The organism is Exiguobacterium sp. SH3S3, from assembly GCF_004337115.1.
GTDB classification, from domain to species: domain Bacteria; phylum Bacillota; class Bacilli; order Exiguobacteriales; family Exiguobacteriaceae; genus Exiguobacterium; species Exiguobacterium aurantiacum_A.
On the sequence record NZ_SJUU01000002.1, the window covers coordinates 246,295 to 264,157 of the forward strand.

Here is a 17,863-nt window from a genome sequence, read left to right on the forward strand (position 1 = left end):
AAATCAAAAAACCTTCTAATCTCAATGAAATTAGAAGGTTTTCAGTAAAAATCGTTGATTCCAGTCACTGTAGACTGCTTAAAAATGGAGACGGCGGGAGTCGAACCCGCGTCCGAAGGCATCGTAACGCATGCTTGAGGTTATTCTTCCTCATTATATCAGTGTTTGTTGTTTGGGGCGTATTACATATATACTAACTTAGTTCAAAACCTTCTATAGCATAACTTTACTATAGATTTAAAGAATATGAAAACATTTTAGATTGCCATGATATTAAAGATTGTAGTTAGGTGGGCATTGCTAGTGACTTCTAAGATCTTTTCCCTTACTACGTCATTATTTATATCTAATCGTTTCAAAGAATTTCCTTGCCTCCGAATTAACTCTATTCTTCCGAAACTTGTCCAGTGCTTCTCTGAAAACTTAGCTAAGCCTATAGCTTTTTTCCAGTTGTCCTCTAAATCGTCTCTATGTGGTTCTAATATATCGACAATAAACTCACCATCTTGTTGTCTAATAACAAGAAAGTCAGGATACATAGCAGTAGATTTACCTTGATTCTCGTAAGGGACACATAGCGACCATGATTTTCTATCATAGTTTCTAAGCCATCCTACTGTCTGATCTTTTTCAATTTCAGCCTGGATAGTTTCTCGTTCCCAGTCACTTCCTAAAACCGTTAAGAATTTATCTTCTTCATCTACATAAAGATGCTTCTCATATGAACCAATTTTAGGATTTGTTATATCTAGATTGACCATGATTTGCGTAGGAGAGATAAAGGATATTGCTTCAGGAACTCTAGCTTGTTCTCTAATTTGATTGTACTTTTCGATTTCTGAAGTTTTTAATTTCCTAATATCATCCTTATGCGTTCTAAATAGTGTATCGATTCTTTCGCCACAAGCTTTTTCAAGAGTATCAAAAACTTCTTTTTCTTGCAGAGTTAAAAACAACTCTAGTTTGGGCTTTTCAGGATTAGATTGATTATAATATTTCTTCCAATAATCTAGATGGAGTCCTTCACCAAGACGTTTACCACATCTAACAAAGAGTTCTTCAATATTCTCACTTGTTAAAGTTACACGAATAGGTTCCCCGGGAATTCTCATCCATATTCCTTGTTCTACAACTACTGGATTTATAGTTATTTCTTTAGCCTCATTGACTTTTTTATTAAACGATAAGTTTTTAGAGGCTAACTCTTTTTTAAAAGAATGTATTGTATCAATTATTAAGTCTTTAGAATTATCTAAAGCTTCCTCATCGATATCGTGAAAAGAAGTCAACAATCTAGAAAGCTTAATAAGTCTTCTGATATTAGACACTTTTCGAGTTTTCTCTAGATGATACGTAGGTAATTGATTTAATTGCCTAAACAAATAGTCCGAATTTTTTCTTCTGTAATAGACGGCTTGGTTATTACCCTTTTCAACTTCAGTAGGAGGGACACTATCAGAATCACTTTTCAAGAAGTTAATTACTTCTTCTAGGCCTTCTGAATCATAATATGGCAAATAAAGAGACACTGAATTAAGTAATTCTTGACCTTCAATCCTTCTTGCCAATGGAGTTCTAACCATCCTACCTACTAACTGGGCAATTAGAGTATGATCTTTTGCAGTTCTAAAAGACATCATAACCTCAGCCCTTGGACAATCCCAACCCGTAGTCAAACTCATTTTAAAGAAAACAAACTTAACTTTTGTATCATCTTGAATTTTAGAGGCCTCTATTTTTCTTATTGTTTTTGCACCAACTGGGATATCAATATCTTCTTCAAAACAATGTGCTAACTCTTCGTCATCAATTGGTCCGATTTCGGATTCTAAAGTTTTAATTACGAGTTCTAAATCGGTTTTAGTGATATGTGTATCACTTCTGTCTTCAACTTGAATTATCATCGCAGGATTTATTGAGTCTATACCCTGAGATTCGGTATAGATTTCCCATTCAGATTTTATATTCTCCCATTTTTTCACCGCAGAAGAAAGGAGAGTCCAGTCAGTAGGATACTCAGAATCAGGATGATACAAAATTATTTTATCTTTTAATAGGCCAGATGATCTAACGTCCTCAGGATCAATTTGAACGACACGAGTAATACGTTGAACACTTGTGTGTTGAACACCTTCCATAAGCCTTAAAAATCTATTTGGAGTAGCAGATAGACCTAATACCATGCTGACAGGAGAAATCCCCAAATCATTGTCGCCTAAAATAAGCTTTTGAATAATCGTTCTTGAAAACAACTCTTCCCTAGCACTTTGATTCATCCCTCGATGGGCTTCATCAATTATCAAATAAAACTTATCGCCTAACTGTTGCGATGTATTATTTATTGTTTCCCAAATTGTATAACTACGATTATCTCCTTTAGTAGTCAATAATTTGTCCTTACCTAATTTTTGAGAGTTAATAAAGTAAAGTTTCCCACCTTCGAAGACCTCTTCATCAAAACTCGAATCTACAACAACTAAATCATTTCCCCTTAGTCTATCTGTAGCGTCAAATACTTTCTTTCTAGATTGTTCATTTAATTCAGGTTGATCAGAAAACCACAAAAAAACTGCATCTTTTTCGAAAGATATTTCATCCGTTCCTTCCAATATCGCCTCTATTAAAGCAGCGGTAATAATTGTTTTACCAGACCCCGTTGGAGAAGAGAGTACCACGGATTGTAATCCGCCCTCTCTGACTTCTCTTTTAGCTTTTGATAAATTTTTGAGTAGATTTTCAACTGCTTCTTCTTGGAATTCTTTCAACCCAATCTTCACTCGATTACCCCTTCCACTGTCTGTTGATTTCAAAGTTTTTTAAATAATCTTTATACAGTAGCAATACATTTTTAGTACTAAATTCTGCTTTCATTTCAAAAAAAGCATCTTCGGAATTCGTAACAATAAATACATGAGTGATATTATCCATCGCATTAACAATCGAATAGAATTCATTGAATTTCTGTTCTTTTAACAGCACAGCAAAAGAACATTCTTCCGAAATCATATACTTTTGATTTTCATCAATATCAGGAATTTCACCTTTTGCCCCTGCCATCATCCAAAGTAAAGGTAAAATTGATTTAAACTGCATACCCATCGCTACTTCATTTGGATTCAAGAAATCTAATTTGAAATAATCTAGACTTGCAGAAAACCCACTTGAATAAAGTCTTTTTCCTTCATCCATTACTATTAGAGGGCCTAATTTAGAGTTAATTTGTGCTTTCATTCGTTTAAATACACTAGCTTTTTTAGTCAAGATATAGAAATTAGTAATGTGAGTATGACTCTCAAGTGATTCTAAGTACTCTTCAAAGTTATCATCATCAAAAATAATACTAGCTTCGCTATTACTATCAACAAAGAACGTCGTATCTGCCTTTATTTTTGATTGTGGAATACCGTCAATTAAAGCCACTAATTGTTTTTTAGAGTTGAGATCCATACTCTTACCATCAATGAAACCTAAGTGTTTAAATGTTCTTGGTTTTTCTTTTTCTACGTAAACTCCAGTCATATACTCCCCTGGAATTTCAGAACCATCATCTCTTTTACCTAAAATAGTGTATTTGGATCTTGGAAATGTAACAGATTTTGCAATACCGTGGGCTTCCCATTCTTTTTCTCCTGGGTAATGGCCTTTTTCACTAAGTACAGTAGCCTCTTCTCCAGACACTTCATTATTAGTCACTAGAATACATTGATGTTGGGTGTCCATAGCTTCGTTCAGCATAAGTACAGAATGAAGAGTAGTACCACTTCCTGCAAAGAAATCAAGAATTAAAGCATTCTCTTTATGGCCAACCACAGCTTTAATACAATCTAGTACTGAATAAACAGATTTAGGGAAATCGAACTTAGATCCCTTCCCTAATATTTTTGCCAATAGTTCAGTACCATGAGTACTTGCATCAAGTGAAGACTTACTCCATACAGTTTTTAATCGTCTTGATTTTTTGACTCGAAGAGTATAATAAACTTGTAATCCGTAAGCTTGTTTGCGAGCTACTAGTGTACCTTTTTCAATTTGTTCTCTTGTACGGGGCAAACCATAATGCCAGTTTTTTTCTACACCTTGTTCGTCAATAGGCCAGACAGTTATGATGCCTTCTTCTTTACTATCCTCATAAGCTTGACCTAATGGAACAGCTTCGCCGGCCCCAACTATTTCCATAGTAGCTTCGTTAACATAAATTGGGAAGAACTTTTTCCAACGTTGCGTCCGTAATGATCCGCTACCAGTCCGTCTTAAGTTTCTTGTTTCTCCTCCAATAACTTCATTTAATTCTTCTTCTTGAATTAAATTTTTCCCTTTCGGTACAAGGAATAGGGCAAATTCATTTGTCTTGGCAAAGTTCTTTCCTCTTCGTCCTCTTCTATTATGTTCAATTGTTATAATAAACTGATCGTATTCAGTAAATATCTCTTCTAAAAGCGTACCAATATGATAAAGTTCGTAATCATCAATTGTTAAAATAAGGACTCCATCATCACTCAATAACTGTTTGGACAATGTAAGACGTTTTTGCATCATAGATAGCCATTTACTATGTCTGTATGTATCATTTGAATCAACATAGTTATTATTATATTTCCAATCTTTTGCCCCAGTATTATACGGAGGATCAATATATATACAATCAACCTTTTTAGGATATACGTACTCCAAAAGCTGTAAAGCGTGATAATTATCTGCCTCTATTAAAATATGGTGAGGTGCAGAATTATCATTATTTGAAACGGAATCAACTTTAACAAGGGCTGGGTAAATAGGTTCACCAAACCTTTTTACAACTGAAATTGTTTTTAAAGGAACAGTTTCAATTGATTGATCTACGATATTTAAAATTTCGGCTGTTTCCCCTAATATCTCTTTAACAGCATATAACTCTCTGAGACTATCAGTTTTTTTAGCAACAATTGACCCCTTCAATATTGGGGCACTATAGATAGGCACTGCTTCCGGAATATGTTGTTCAAATACCAATCCAAATTGTTTTCTGTTTTTAATTTTTTTTACTTCTTCTCTAATAACTTTTCGTATATTTGGATCCGAGATCTGATCTATTTTTTCTTCTAATCGTGCCATTATTATTACACTCCCATATCTAAAACCTAGTATCTGATTTTATTTACATTATCTTCTTATTTAAAGATATCACAGTGTCACAGTTCGTCTCAAAGAAATAATTGACCTCAACGGAATGAATTTTAAACTTGACTGTGCTTAAAGATAAAAAGATTACAAAAAGATCCCGAAATTTTTTTTTGTAATCTACATACACCAGACAGGTGGTGACAGCATACCCACCCCCCAAGGGTAGGGCTTCTAATATTTACAGACAAATAAAGTATATCGATATAAAAAATGTAATTGTTATTCTTATTGGCTTTGTCACAAAATGAATTATAGATGTCACATGTTGAACACTCTTAGCATGTGTGACATTGCTTTCCTCACTTATCTATTATCTACTCTCTATTTCCTCTCGTTTCTTCTGTTGTTGTTTATTTGCTTCTTCTCTTCTCTTCTCTTCTCTTCTCTTCATTATTTTTCATTAGTGATACCCTTTCAATCCATTAGCATAATCATTTTCTTATATATGAGAGTAACAAGCACTTGTTAATTTTCAGCCTCAATCTAATTGGGACTTTTATTTCAAAAGGAATATGTAACAAAATACATATAAAGTTACATTCTTTTTGTTGAAAATAAAGAACTCTTCATATATCTATGATATATTTAAATCATGTTAAAAAATGTTACATTCAAAACACCTAAATTAAAGGGGTTATAAACTATGAAAAGTGAAAAACAACTAGAGATAAAAGATGTGCAACCAATTCGATCAAAGGAAAAAATCGAAGATATGAAATGGTCTTTGAAAAAGTGGTGTGGCGAACGTGACTACATCATGTTTCTTTTAGGTATAAACACAGGGTTGCGTATCAGCGATATATTAAAACTAAAAATCAATGATGTAAAAGGTAAACAATCGTTTACAATTTTCGAGGGTAAAACAAAGAAAAAAAGGACTGTTTATTTAAGTGGCATCTACGAAGAACTAAATTCTTATATTAAAACATTAGAAGAAACTGAATGGCTGTTCCCAAGTCGTAAAGGCAATCAACCTATCAGTCGTATTCAGGCTTATCGACAGCTTAATAAAGCCTCCTATATGGTAGATATTCCTGATGGGATAGGTACACACACATTAAGAAAAACATACGGGTATTGGCACTATAAACAATTTAAAGACATTGCAGAACTGCAACTAATTCTGAATCACTCGCATCCTAGAATCACTTTAAAATATATAGGCATCACTGATGAACAAATTGAGAATAACCTTAAAAATTTCTGCCTATGATTTTGTTGCCAAATTGAATAAAGCTAGCGGTCATTCAATATCTCTCTATTTGCTTGAAGAGATAAATACGACTGCTAGCTTTTTAATATTTTAGCTTGCTAAGACTTTTCTATTCTTTCCGTTCTGTAATGCGATTTTATGTTCCTTTGATAAAACACGTTTTCGCTTTAAAAAACTACTGTTAAAAAGGTAATCTGGTACTGACAACTTGATACTAGAAGGTTTATCTTCATAGACTGTAAGCACCTCTAGATTCTCCTTCTGTAGAAGCGGATTATTGAGTAACCGTTTGATATGTGATGGCACACAAGTATAAATTGACCATGTAGACGTTACTGGATCAAAATTTATAGTAGTTTCTTGTTCCCATTTAGAAATCTTCATTGTCACTACTTTCTTCATTTCATATTCTTTAATACCATTTAATGATTCATTTTCTAATTTCTTCAACATTATTTCTTCCTCCTAAATGTATGTCACAAAGTTGATTTAGAATTTTATTCGTCTTATCACTCATTGTGCATAGCTTTTTTCAATAAACTAATTACTCTTAGACGTTGTTGACACTCAGTGTTGGTACTATGCCATTTATAAGCTATTTAAAGAGAAGTCGTATGCACTAACTCCCTATTACAAATAAAAATAACGAACAAATTTGCATAATATATTTCGCTTACATACTCGGCATTCGCCTCGTGTGAGGGAAAATCACCCTCACTTAATAGGACTAATAGAAACTTTCTTAAGTTGTCTAAGTAACATGGAGAGGGATAACGTTTTTTAGGTTATCCCTTATAGTGTTGCTTAGAGTATATCCCTACTCCTTGTTATCTTTCTTATAAGGAAAAATCCTTGAAACCCAGTCGTACCAATGCTTTTCAGCCCTCTTTACTAAGTTTAAACAGTAGTGGATTTTCATTTGAACCTTCAAGATAGCCCTCAAGTAAACTTCTCATTCTCTCAGATGGAATATACACATCGATTGGTTCTCCTTTTCTTACTCTACTTCTAAACAGCCATTGCAATAGTTCTGATAAGGCAAACAAATCTTCATCGACAGTTATACCTTTTGAAGCAAAGAACTGTTTTGTGACAGGATTCATATAACGATTAGCTATATAGATACAAACGGACTTATCCGCATAATCGTTCGTAGCCCTAGCATTTACCGAAACAAATTCCTTTTTCAAACCTATCGGAGATAGCTTAATCTGAAACTCTTTGAATGTTGTCCACATTACTTGATCAGATTTAACTTGTACTTTATTTCGATAGAAGTTATACGAATTGTTTTTAAGGATTTTTCGGGTTGTATTCTTCCGTGTCAGATCTCTTAAATTACTTTTACTTAAAGCATATCGCCCTTCACCCATACGGTTTAAATCAATCTTATCGGATGATTTAGAATAGTGGATTTTAATTAGATCCTTTAAATGTTTTCTATCCTCATCTTCCAATTCAACATAATCAACTAGTGTGTATTTGCCATTAAGATCAGAAACTGAACGGCACTCATAATGCAGATTAAACAAATCATAATAATACTTCTGAATCTGTCCACTAAACATATAAGTCATAATGAACACTTCATCGAATCCCTTAAAAGCTTCAATCGGAAATAGCCAGTACATAGCAACATTATTAAAAAGCATTAAGTTCCCCGCTTTAGCAACGTTACGAATATTTGTGAAATTTCCTTCCAAATAGGTTTCGTCATTCCAACTTACAAATCCATTTCCGTTAACTGTGATAATACTTTCACCTCTTTTATTTTTTGCGGATAAAAGAACTTTTAAGTCATCACTTGATAACTTCACTGGTTCTAATACATCCATGACTTCGTCTAAAATTAAGGTATAGCCTTGAAGCTGAATCAGAGTAATCAATTCTTTATCCATTCTCTGAAACAGTGCGTGTGTTGAGACAATGTCTTTTCCTTCAGTAATTAGTTTCTTCAAAGATTCAAGTTTAGTGCCATCTTTAGTGTTCTCTGGCTGTACGAAATCTCTGTCTAGAGAACTTATAACTCGTTCAATTTCTGATCTGAAAGGCGTAATGTAAATAAATCTTTGACTTGGTGAAGCTTCGTCCATATAACCAATAGCCCAACTCGTTTTTCCGCTTCCCATCATTGAATCGACCACTGTGATTTTCGTTTTCTTTTTACCAATTGTTTTCATCTAAAAATCTCCCAAAAGTTTTATTTGTAACGGTGTGTTACAAGGTGGTACTAGCAAACATAGTTACCTTTAGGACAAGTTAGATAAAAATTATTTTGAGAAAAAGGAATTGCAATTCGCAAAATAAAAAAGCACTTAATTAACTAGCAATTAAGCACCTTCAAAATAACTTTATTTATTGAATCTTTTATAAATAATTTCTTAAGTCCGTCGCAACTTCCTCTACATCCAAATCTAGGTATTGGGTCGTGACAGCTAAATCAGAATGCCCTAATGCTTTACTGATAAGAGTTACACTCGCACCTTTCTTCAAAAGATTCTTTGCAAAACCTCTTCTGATAGCATGTGCGTTGATATTTTTTAAGTTATATCGTTTAGAATACTTGTGTAGTTGCTTGGATACGGCACAGTTAGACGACTTGGTATTGTTCATAGGAAACCCGTTTTGAGTGATGAATACATGGTTATTCTCTACCTCAAAGTGACTACGAACTCCGTTGTTAAGTTGAAGCAATACCTTTAAAATCATAGCAATTTCTTCAGTTATTGGTAACTTCAAAAATTTATGGTTTTTAAGCGTAGAACCGTCTAAATTTAAGCAGAGATTTTCGAAGTCAATATGTCTTTCCCTTAACTCTCCAAGGGTACGAATACGAATTCCCGTAGCATACATTAAACGGACAGCGGTTGCGTCACGAAAACCGATGAACGTGCTTTGATCAATCAATGACAACAAGGCTATAATATCAGCTTCTTCCGCCCCTTGCTTTACTTCCTTATCAATTTTGATGTGGATATTACTCCAAAACTTCTCGTGAATCCATCCATTATCAAAAAACTTACTCAACACTGCTTTCAAAGTCTTGAGTCTTATCAATTTCGTATTAGCTGAAACATTCAAAGAATCTAAATAATGATATATGGAATCAATAGAAATATCTTCTACGAATTTTATAGAACTAGTTTCTTTAAATTGATTAAATACGTATTTGTAACTCTCAATAGTACGAGGGCGGTTCCCGCTGATTCTCATTTGTTGATAAACCGTATTAAGTGCGTCCTCAATCTCTGGTGATTTTTTTTGTATAGCAACTTTATTGATTGATACTGGAACAATCAAACTTTCATCTACAGCAAATACCCCGTGCTTTCTACTCTTGAACATAAAAACGTCCTCCAACTCATCATTTGAATTAGAAGATTTAAGAACGAAGTTGAATAAATATGTAGGGATGCAAAAAGGGATATTCAACAAGAGTTTAACTCCCGTTCAATACCCCTAATGTCATAAAACCTTGATATAGCTACGTTTTCAGCCATTTAATAAATGGAGACGGCGGGAGTCGAACCCGCGTCCGAAGGCATCGTAACGCATGCTTCTACGTGTGTAGTTTATCTATTGGATTTCAATGTGACACTGCCGATAAACAGGCGTTGTCGCATCCAGTCTGATTCATCTCTTCTTCGCGCCCTCAGACGGCGAGGTTGAAGCGTAGCTTGCTTAGTTTGAGACCCTGAAAGTCATCCACACAAGCGATGGATGTCAGGATCCGCAGGGCACTTAGGCTGCTGCGAGTTGTGTGTTAGTTTTGCCAGTTATAGGCGTTTGCGTTTTAACGAGGCCGACCCCTCGACACGCCACATACGACCGACCTACCCCCGTCGAATCCATAACGTCCCCGAGGTGGTAATTGGTACTATCACTACTATACCACAATCAGGTCTCGCTGTCAGTATTTTTGCCGGTCCCGGAGTGCCCGGTCGACGTCACGCTTCGCGTCTTTCTTCTTCAAGTCATCGCGCTTGTCATACTTCTTCTTCCCGCGCCCGATGCCGAGGAGACATTTAGCGAAGCCGTTCTTGAGATACACTTTGAGCGGGATGATCGTATACCCGTCCCGGCCTTGTGCGCCGATGAGCTGGTTGATTTGTTTTTTATGCAACAATAGCTTTCGGATACGGAGCGGCTCGTGATTGAACCGGTTCCCTTGCTCGAACGGGCTGATATGACAGTTGTGAAGCGTTGCCTCGCCACCGTCAAAGCGGACATACGCGTCGGCGATGTTGATCTTCGACTGGCGCACCGATTTAATCTCGGTCCCGGTCAACACCATGCCGGCTTCAATCGTATCTTCGATCGCATAATCGAAGGACGCTTTTCGGTTTTGCGCGAGCGCGTTCGAATCTTTCTTCTTGGCCATATTACTCAGTCCTTTATATCAAATTACGGAAGGGGTCTCCCCCTCCCGTCAGCGACGTTTCTTCGCTCCGCGTTTCGCGTCGCCTGTTCGTTTTTGACCGTCTTGTTTCTTCAGATCGAGCGCCGAACGTCCTTGTGACGATTTCGGCTTCTCGCCCGGCTTACTCGGCTTGCTCGCTTGACCCGGCTTACCTGGTTGTCCAGGCTTGCCTGGCTTGCCGCGTTTCGGACGTTTGTCGTCACGCCCGCGACCTCCGCGCTTATCGTCTTTCTTCGGACGACTTTCCGTCGCTTTGATCGTCGTCGGTTGGCGACGACGTGTCTGTTCCCGTTTCGGCATACCGACGACCGTGAAGTCGATCGTGCGCTCGTCTAGGTTGACGGCGTCGACTTTGACCCGAACCGAGTCACCGATCCGGAACTGACGTTTCGTCCGCTCACCGAGCAACATGAGCTGTGACTCGTCGAAGTGGTAATAATCATCCATCGTTTGAAGACGGACGAGCCCTTCGATCGTGTTCGGGAGCTCGATGAACATCCCGAAGTTCGTGATGCCGCTGACGACACCGTCGAACTCTTCGCCGAGACGTGACTCCATGTACTCGGCTTTCTTGAGTGCTTGCGTTTCCCGTTCAGCGTCGACCGAGCGACGTTCGCGTCTCGACGTCTGTTCGGCGATCGAGCCGAGACGTTCCTCGTACTTGGCGATCGTCTTGTCCGACAAGTCCTGGTTGAAGGCGTACGTCCGCATGAGACGGTGGACGATCAAGTCAGGGTAACGACGGATCGGCGACGTGAAGTGCGTATAGAAGTCGGTCGCAAGACCGAAGTGACCGAGCGAGACGTCGTCATACTTCGCCTGTTGCATCGAGCGCAACATGATCGTGCTGATGACCGGCTCTTCCGGCTGCCCTTCGATCGCTTTCAAGATCTTCTGCAGCGTCTTCGGTTCGACCTTCTGGCCTTTGAAGCGTTCGATATGCACGCCGAAGTTGGCGACGAAGTCGAAGAAGAAATCGAGCTTGTCTGATTTCGGGTTATCGTGCACACGGTAGATGAACGGGACGTCCAGCTTGTGGAAGTGTTCGGCGACCGTCTCGTTGGCCGCGAGCATGAACTCCTCGATCAACTTCTCGGCGACCGAGCGTGGGCGCAAGACGATATCGGCTGCTTTCCCTTCCGTATCGACGATGACTTTCGCCTCGGCGAAGTCGAAGTTGATGGCCCCGCGCGAGTTACGACGTGCCCGGAGTACTTCCGCGAGTTCGGCCATGAGGTCGAATTCACCGATGTACGGCTCGTAGCGCGCGAGCGTCTCCTCGTCGTCACGTTCGATGATCTCACGGACGCTCGTATACGTCATCCGCTCCGTCGTCTTGATGACACTCGGGAACAGCTCATGGCTGACGACTTTCCCGTTTTGCGGCGAGATCTCCATGACACAGCTGAGCGTCAGGCGGTTGACGTGCGGGTTGAGTGAACAGATCCCGTTCGACAAGCGGTGCGGCAACATCGGGATGACGCGGTCGACGAGATACACACTCGTCCCGCGCTCGAACGCCTCGACGTCGAGCGGTGAGCCTTCCTTGACGTAGTGTGACACGTCGGCGATGTGGACACCGAGCTCATAGTTGCCGTTGTTCAGTTTCTTGACGTGGACGGCATCGTCCAAGTCTTTTGCGTCTTCGCCGTCGATCGTGAAGATCGTCTCGTTACGCAGGTCGACACGGCCGATGAAGTCTTTCTCGTCCGCCTCTTCCGGCACGGCGTTCGCCTGGTCGATGACGTCTTCCGGGAACTCCGTCGGGATGCCGTGCTTGTAGACGATCGACAAGATGTCGACGCCAGGGTCGTTCTTATGTCCGATGATACGGACGACGTCACACGCTCCGGCGAAACGTCCATCCGGATACTTCGTGATGCGGACGACGACTTTGTGTCCTTCGACGGCACCGAGTGATTTGTCCGTGTTGACGATCGGCCAGAAGTTGATGCGTTTGTCGTCCGGTTCAACGAAGGCGAACTGGTCGAGGCGACCGCTCGGGAGCGTGTACGTCCCGACAAATTCAGATAGGCCGCGCTTCAATACTTTGAGCAACACGCCTTCTGTCTTGCCGCGATTGTCCTCGCGTTTTTTGACGAGGATCGTATCGCCGTGATAGACGTCTTTCAATTGGTCCGGTGGCAAGAACACGTCTTCTGTCTCGCCTTCGACCGACAAGAAGCCGAAGCCGCGTTGGTGGATCGAAATGATCCCGGCCGCTTGGCCGAGCACGGCGAGCGTGCCGTAACGGTTCGTCCGCGTCCGGCCGATCAAGCCTTCCGCTTCAAGTTCGTTCAAGGTGCGGATGAGCTCTTTAAAGGCATCCGTCGACTCGAGCGCAAGACGCTCGGTCAATTGGTCTACAGTCAGCGCTTTGTCGCTTGACTGGATGATTTCTAGTAGTTGGTCACGTAAATTCAACGTGACACCTCCTTTTTCACACTGACCAGTCCAACGTTTCGAGAAAATCGAGCACGTCCTGGTGCAGTTTCTCTTTTTCTTTGTCGAGGGTGATCACGTGTCCCGAATGCTCGTACATGAGCAGTTCTTTTTGGAACGCGTTGATCGCCTCGTAGATCTCGTGTGCAGATTGAGGATCGACCATTCGGTCTTTCGCTCCTTGGATGACGAGCGCCGGTACGAAGATATCTTCGAGCCGAGACGTCGTCTCCTCGACGAACGCACGTAAATCGGTGAGTGTCGGCATCGGTTTGAAGTCCGCCATCTCCCGTTCGATTTGTTCGGTCGATTTGTCTTCCCTTGATTTATATTCTCGGGCGTACGCCTGGACTCCTTTATACAATCGGTCCTCGGCATCGATTTCAGTCGGTGCGCACATCGGCACGACACCCTTGACGCTCGCTTCTGAAGCGAGACGGAGCGACATGACGCCACCGAGCGACAGGCCGCAGACGGCGATCTCGGCGTAACCTTTGTCTTTCAACGCTTGGTAGGCGTCTTGGACGTCCTGCCACCAGTCGTTCGGTCCAAATTCGAGCAACTCTTCCGGTGGGACGCCATGTCCCCGGTACTGGGGTCCCATGCACGTGTAGCCTTCTTTTTGTAGGAAACGACCGAGCATGCGGACGTCCGCGCTCGATCCTGTAAAGCCATGCAACATTAACACGGCACGTGGTCCGCCTTCGAAGAAGAACGGTTTCGGTGCACTCACTTTCATCGTCCAAGTCAACTCCTCATACATTCCATTATTCCCAAAAAATAATGCAAAAAAACAAAAGCTGACCGCCTCACGTAAAAACCGAGAACGATCAGCCTTTCATCATAGTGATGCGACTAGTAATCCTAAAATGAAAAACAATGTGCCTAGTACAGCTGCAGTTCGGTTCAAAACAGCGTCAAAGCCGCGTGCTTTCTGGCGGCCGAACAACTGCTCCGCGCCACCTGCAATCGCCCCAAGACCTTGCGACCGACCTGACATGAGCAGTACGACGACAATCAATAAAACAGCCACGACGAGCAGGCTGATTGTAGCGATCGTTTGCATAATAGTCAGTTCCTCCTTCTTTTTACACGCTTCTTATTATATAGAAGTTGTGATAAAAACGCCAGCTTTCAAATTAACGGGATGGGTAGCTGAACCCTTCCCCGATCACTTCTTTCACTTGGTGGATGACGACGAACGCACGAGGGTCGGTCACTTCGACGATTTTCTTGAGCGGACCGACTTGGCGCTTGTCGACGATCATGTACAACATGTTCTTATCTTGCTTCGAATAATGGCCGTGACCGTGGATGATCGTCGCTGAGCGGCCGAGCGTCTCCGTCAAGACGGCGGCGAGCTCTTCGTGCTTGTCGCTGATGATCGTGACGGCTTTCCGGATGTTCAACCCTTCGGCGACGAGGTCGATGACCCACGAGCCGATGATGATGGCGATGAGCGTATAGAGCACGACTTGTTCCCCGAGGAAGAAGCCCGAGGCACCGACGACGATGACGTCGATGATGAACATCGAGACGGCGACGCTCATGTGGAGATAGCGTTCCATGAGCCGGGCGATGATGACCCCGCCCCCGGTCGTCCCGCCGACGCGGAGCACCATGCCGATGCCGACACCGATCAAGATCCCGGCATAAATCGCCGCGAGCAGTTTATCCTCGGCCGGGCTGCCCCAGTTATGGGTCAAGCTGAGGAAGAACGACGTCGCGACGACGGCGACGACCGAATAGACCATCGTCCGGCGGTCGAGCAACTTATAGCCGACGATGAACAACAGGCCGTTCCCGATGATCGACGTGATACCGAGGTCCCAACCGAACAAGTAGTACAAGATGATCGTGACCCCGAGCAGGCCGCCTTCCGAGAAGGCGTTCGGGACGGTGAAGTAGTTGACCCCAAAGGCGAGGATGAACGACCCGGCGATGATCCAGGCGATGTCCTTCAATGAGATCGATTGGAGTTTTTGCCAAACTTGTTGACGCAAAAGATGTTGTTGCTGACGTTTCATAAAAAATCCCCTTTCCATTTTGCATATAAAAAAGACCGCGGCAAAAGCCGCAGTCTTAACGTTGTACTGGCTTTGGCGCACCGTCTTTCATAATCGGCAACTTGCGGTCTGCGACGTTTTCGTAGACGTTCAAGAGTGCCTCTTTTTCCAAATCCCAGTTATATTTCTCACGCGCCGTCTTCGTGTTCTCTTTGACACGGGCGTAAAGTTCTTGATCTTCGAGCAGGCGATTGACGCCTGCCGCAATCGATTGTGGATCGTGTGAGTCGACGACGACGCCGACGTCGTTGCCGGCGACGACACGTTCGATCTCAGGGAAGTCACACGACACGACCGGCACTTCGGCCATCAAGTATTCGAACAGCTTGTTCGATGACGCCGAGTAGTGGTTGAAGCAGACGTTGTTCAAGACCTGGAAACCGAGATATGCGTTCATCGTGTAGTACGGTAACGCCTCGACCGGTACTTTATCAATCATTTTGACGCGGTCACTGACGCCTTCGTCCTCGATCATCTGTTTGATGACCGGCTTCAGTTTCCCATCGCCGATCATGACGAGCGTGCCTTCTTTAAAGTCTTTCGCTGCCAAGACGAGTTGTTCGAGACCGCGTCCCGCTTGGACGCCGCCTTGATAGAGCAATATCTTCTCGTCTTTTGGCAAATCGAGCAAGGCGTGCAAGTCTTTCCGGAGCGAGAAGTCGAGCGGACGGTAGAACGGATAGTTATGGAGCACGTACGGATAGAAACCGTACAACTCTTCGTTGTGCGCCGCACGCGTATGGTTCTCGACCATCATCGAATCGACGTATGGCAACAACCAGCCCTCAAGGTTACTTTGGATGTAGCCGTAACCGGTCCGGTCGGTCTGGACCTCATGCGAGTCGTAGACGATCTTGCCTTTATTGACGAGTTTGCCGGCGATCAACGCCTGCGGCAATGTGTTCAAGTCGTTCGCGTGATAGAAGTCGTACGACTTCTTCGTCGAGGCGAACACCATCTCGAGCATTGCGCTCGCGTTGACGATGTTTTTACGGACCGGCGGGAGCAAAATCGCACCCGCTGCCGCGCCGAGACCGAGCATCGTCAGTGGCGCGAGGATGACTAATCCCGCCCCGACGAGACCGGCCCCGAGTTGGCGCGTCTTCTTCTCCGACACCCACGTCCGGACTGATTTCAACGCCTTCATCCCGTTGACGAGAATCGACGGTTGACGTTTCACACGGATGACGCGGAAACCTTCTGGGCGCATCTCTTCGGCCGGGAGTGCTTTGTTTTTAGGGTCTTGCAAGGCGATCAAATCGACCTCGTACCCCGCATCGGCGAGCGCCGAGCATTCGCGAAGGACACGGGCGTCATTCGTAAAGTGGTTCCAAACAAACATACATACCTTCATCGTTGTTCCTCCATCAATAACTTTTCGATCACGTCGTCGAGGACGTGTATATTGTTTTCCCAGCACAGGTTGTCTTTCACGTAACGGATGCCGTTCGCCCCGAACTTATCGCGCAGGTCCGCACGATCGAGCAATGTCCGGAGTGACTGTTCGATCTCGTCGATGTCACGCTTCCGTGACACGTAGCCGACTTCCGCCGCTTCGATGACATTCGCCGCATGGCCTGACACCGCAGCGACGATCGGTTTGCCGACCGCCATATAATCAATCAGTTTACCCGGGATGACCGTGTCGAACACGTCTTGGTCGATCAGGCTGACGAACGCGACGTCGGCATTTTTGATCGCTTGGAACGCCTCCGTCCGTGGCATCGCCTCGAGGAAGAGGAAGTTCTTGAATCCGCGGGCTTTAATCGTTTCTTTCAGTTCGTTCTTCCGGTAACCGTAACCGATCAGCTTGAAGTGGACACGCGGCTCGTCGCGGAACCGCTCCGCGAGTTCAAGCAACAGCGACACGTCCTGGGCGAGCCCCATGTTGCCGGCGTATAAAATCTCCATCCGGTCGTCTTCGGGAACGGTCCGCTCCAAGTTGCGTTCGCTCACACGGATCGAGTTCGGCATATAGTGGATCATGCCGTTGTCGACGCCACGCTGGCGCAAATAGCTGCGGAAGCCTTCCGAGTTGATGATGATCGCATCGGCTGACTTGTAGAGCCGCTTCTCGAACCAAAATGCGGGCGTGAGCATCCAGTCGTACTTGAACACGCCGACGCCTTTGACCGACTCCGGCCACAGGTCACGGACGTCGAGCACGAACGGGACGTCATGTTTTCGCTTCGCATATACCCCGACGAACGCCATAAAAAAAGACGGGGTCGTCGCGAAGACGACATCCGGTTTCGTATCGAGTGCTCTGACGGCGGCGACCCCTTTGATCATCTGTTCGAGGAACAAGGCGAGCCGGCTCACCATGTTCGACGTATGCTTGCGCTGTTTCGTGATCAACCGCTTGATGAACGGCTGGTTGTTCAGCTCCACGTCGTTCCAGAACCGGTCGTCTTTATACAAGTTGAAGTTCGGATACGACGGCGCGGCCGTGATGACCTCGACTTCGTAGCCGCGTTCTTTCATGAGATGCGTAATATTTTGCATCCGGTTGCCGGCGCTGCCGATCTCCGGATAATAGTTTTGACAGACCATTAACATTGT

At 43.2% G+C, this 17,863-nt stretch carries 13 protein-coding genes and 1 other RNA gene; 1 reads left to right on the forward strand and 13 read right to left on the reverse strand.

Annotation, left to right across the window (positions count from 1 at the left end):
* Positions 1 to 257: 257 nt before the first annotated feature.
* Positions 258 to 2,765 (reverse strand): DEAD/DEAH box helicase, encoded by a 2,508-nt coding sequence (locus EVJ28_RS02955; RefSeq protein ID WP_161566947.1) that lies wholly within the window; start codon positions 2,763 to 2,765, stop codon positions 258 to 260.
* A gap of 16 nt (positions 2,766 to 2,781) precedes the next feature.
* The gene (locus EVJ28_RS02960; RefSeq protein WP_131487960.1) at positions 2,782 to 5,091 is read right to left on the reverse strand and encodes a site-specific DNA-methyltransferase; all 2,310 of its coding nucleotides are present in this window, start codon (positions 5,089 to 5,091) and stop codon (positions 2,782 to 2,784) included.
* 712 nt (positions 5,092 to 5,803) lie between these two features.
* On the opposite strand from EVJ28_RS02960, the gene EVJ28_RS02965 reads away from it, so the two are divergent.
* Positions 5,804 to 6,373, forward strand: a complete 570-nt coding sequence (locus EVJ28_RS02965) for a tyrosine-type recombinase/integrase (RefSeq protein WP_131487962.1) — start codon at positions 5,804 to 5,806, stop codon at positions 6,371 to 6,373.
* Between the two features lie 90 nt (positions 6,374 to 6,463).
* On the opposite strand, the gene EVJ28_RS02970 is transcribed toward EVJ28_RS02965, so the two are convergent.
* The 11 genes from EVJ28_RS02970 to EVJ28_RS03020 all read right to left on the reverse strand — a co-directional run bounded on the left by EVJ28_RS02970 (position 6,464) and on the right by EVJ28_RS03020 (position 17,860).
* The gene (locus tag EVJ28_RS02970; RefSeq protein WP_131487964.1) at positions 6,464 to 6,826 is read right to left on the reverse strand and encodes a hypothetical protein; all 363 of its coding nucleotides are present in this window, start codon (positions 6,824 to 6,826) and stop codon (positions 6,464 to 6,466) included.
* Between the two features lie 425 nt (positions 6,827 to 7,251).
* On the reverse strand, positions 7,252 to 8,553 hold the full coding sequence (locus EVJ28_RS02975; RefSeq protein WP_131487966.1) for a hypothetical protein: 1,302 nt from the start codon (positions 8,551 to 8,553) through the stop codon (positions 7,252 to 7,254).
* A 187-nt stretch (positions 8,554 to 8,740) separates the two neighbouring features.
* Entirely contained in the window at positions 8,741 to 9,718 is a 978-nt protein-coding gene (locus EVJ28_RS02980) for a tyrosine-type recombinase/integrase (protein WP_131487968.1), read from the reverse strand.
* A 160-nt stretch (positions 9,719 to 9,878) separates the two neighbouring features.
* Positions 9,879 to 10,234: a transfer-messenger RNA gene (ssrA, locus tag EVJ28_RS02985) on the reverse strand.
* 49 nt (positions 10,235 to 10,283) lie between these two features.
* Positions 10,284 to 10,754, reverse strand: coding sequence for an SsrA-binding protein SmpB (gene smpB / locus EVJ28_RS02990; protein WP_070328710.1), 471 nt, complete (start codon positions 10,752 to 10,754; stop codon positions 10,284 to 10,286).
* A gap of 48 nt (positions 10,755 to 10,802) precedes the next feature.
* Positions 10,803 to 13,217, reverse strand: a complete 2,415-nt coding sequence (gene rnr / locus EVJ28_RS02995) for a ribonuclease R (protein ID WP_131487971.1) — start codon at positions 13,215 to 13,217, stop codon at positions 10,803 to 10,805.
* 16 nt (positions 13,218 to 13,233) lie between these two features.
* Positions 13,234 to 13,974, reverse strand: coding sequence for an alpha/beta hydrolase (locus tag EVJ28_RS03000; protein WP_131443155.1), 741 nt, complete (start codon positions 13,972 to 13,974; stop codon positions 13,234 to 13,236).
* A 102-nt stretch (positions 13,975 to 14,076) separates the two neighbouring features.
* Positions 14,077 to 14,301 (reverse strand): preprotein translocase subunit SecG, encoded by a 225-nt coding sequence (secG, locus tag EVJ28_RS03005; protein ID WP_012726902.1) that lies wholly within the window; start codon positions 14,299 to 14,301, stop codon positions 14,077 to 14,079.
* Positions 14,302 to 14,374: 73 nt separating this feature from the next.
* Entirely contained in the window at positions 14,375 to 15,262 is an 888-nt protein-coding gene (locus EVJ28_RS03010; protein WP_167615727.1) for a YitT family protein, read from the reverse strand.
* A gap of 55 nt (positions 15,263 to 15,317) precedes the next feature.
* A complete protein-coding gene (locus tag EVJ28_RS03015; protein ID WP_201738397.1) occupies positions 15,318 to 16,655 on the reverse strand; it encodes a glycosyltransferase in 1,338 nt (445 codons plus the stop codon).
* Positions 16,652 to 17,860, reverse strand: a complete 1,209-nt coding sequence (locus EVJ28_RS03020) for a glycosyltransferase family 4 protein (RefSeq protein ID WP_236634024.1) — start codon at positions 17,858 to 17,860, stop codon at positions 16,652 to 16,654. Before EVJ28_RS03020 ends, EVJ28_RS03015 begins: the two co-directional genes overlap by 4 nt.
* Between the last annotated feature and the right edge of the window lie 3 nt (positions 17,861 to 17,863).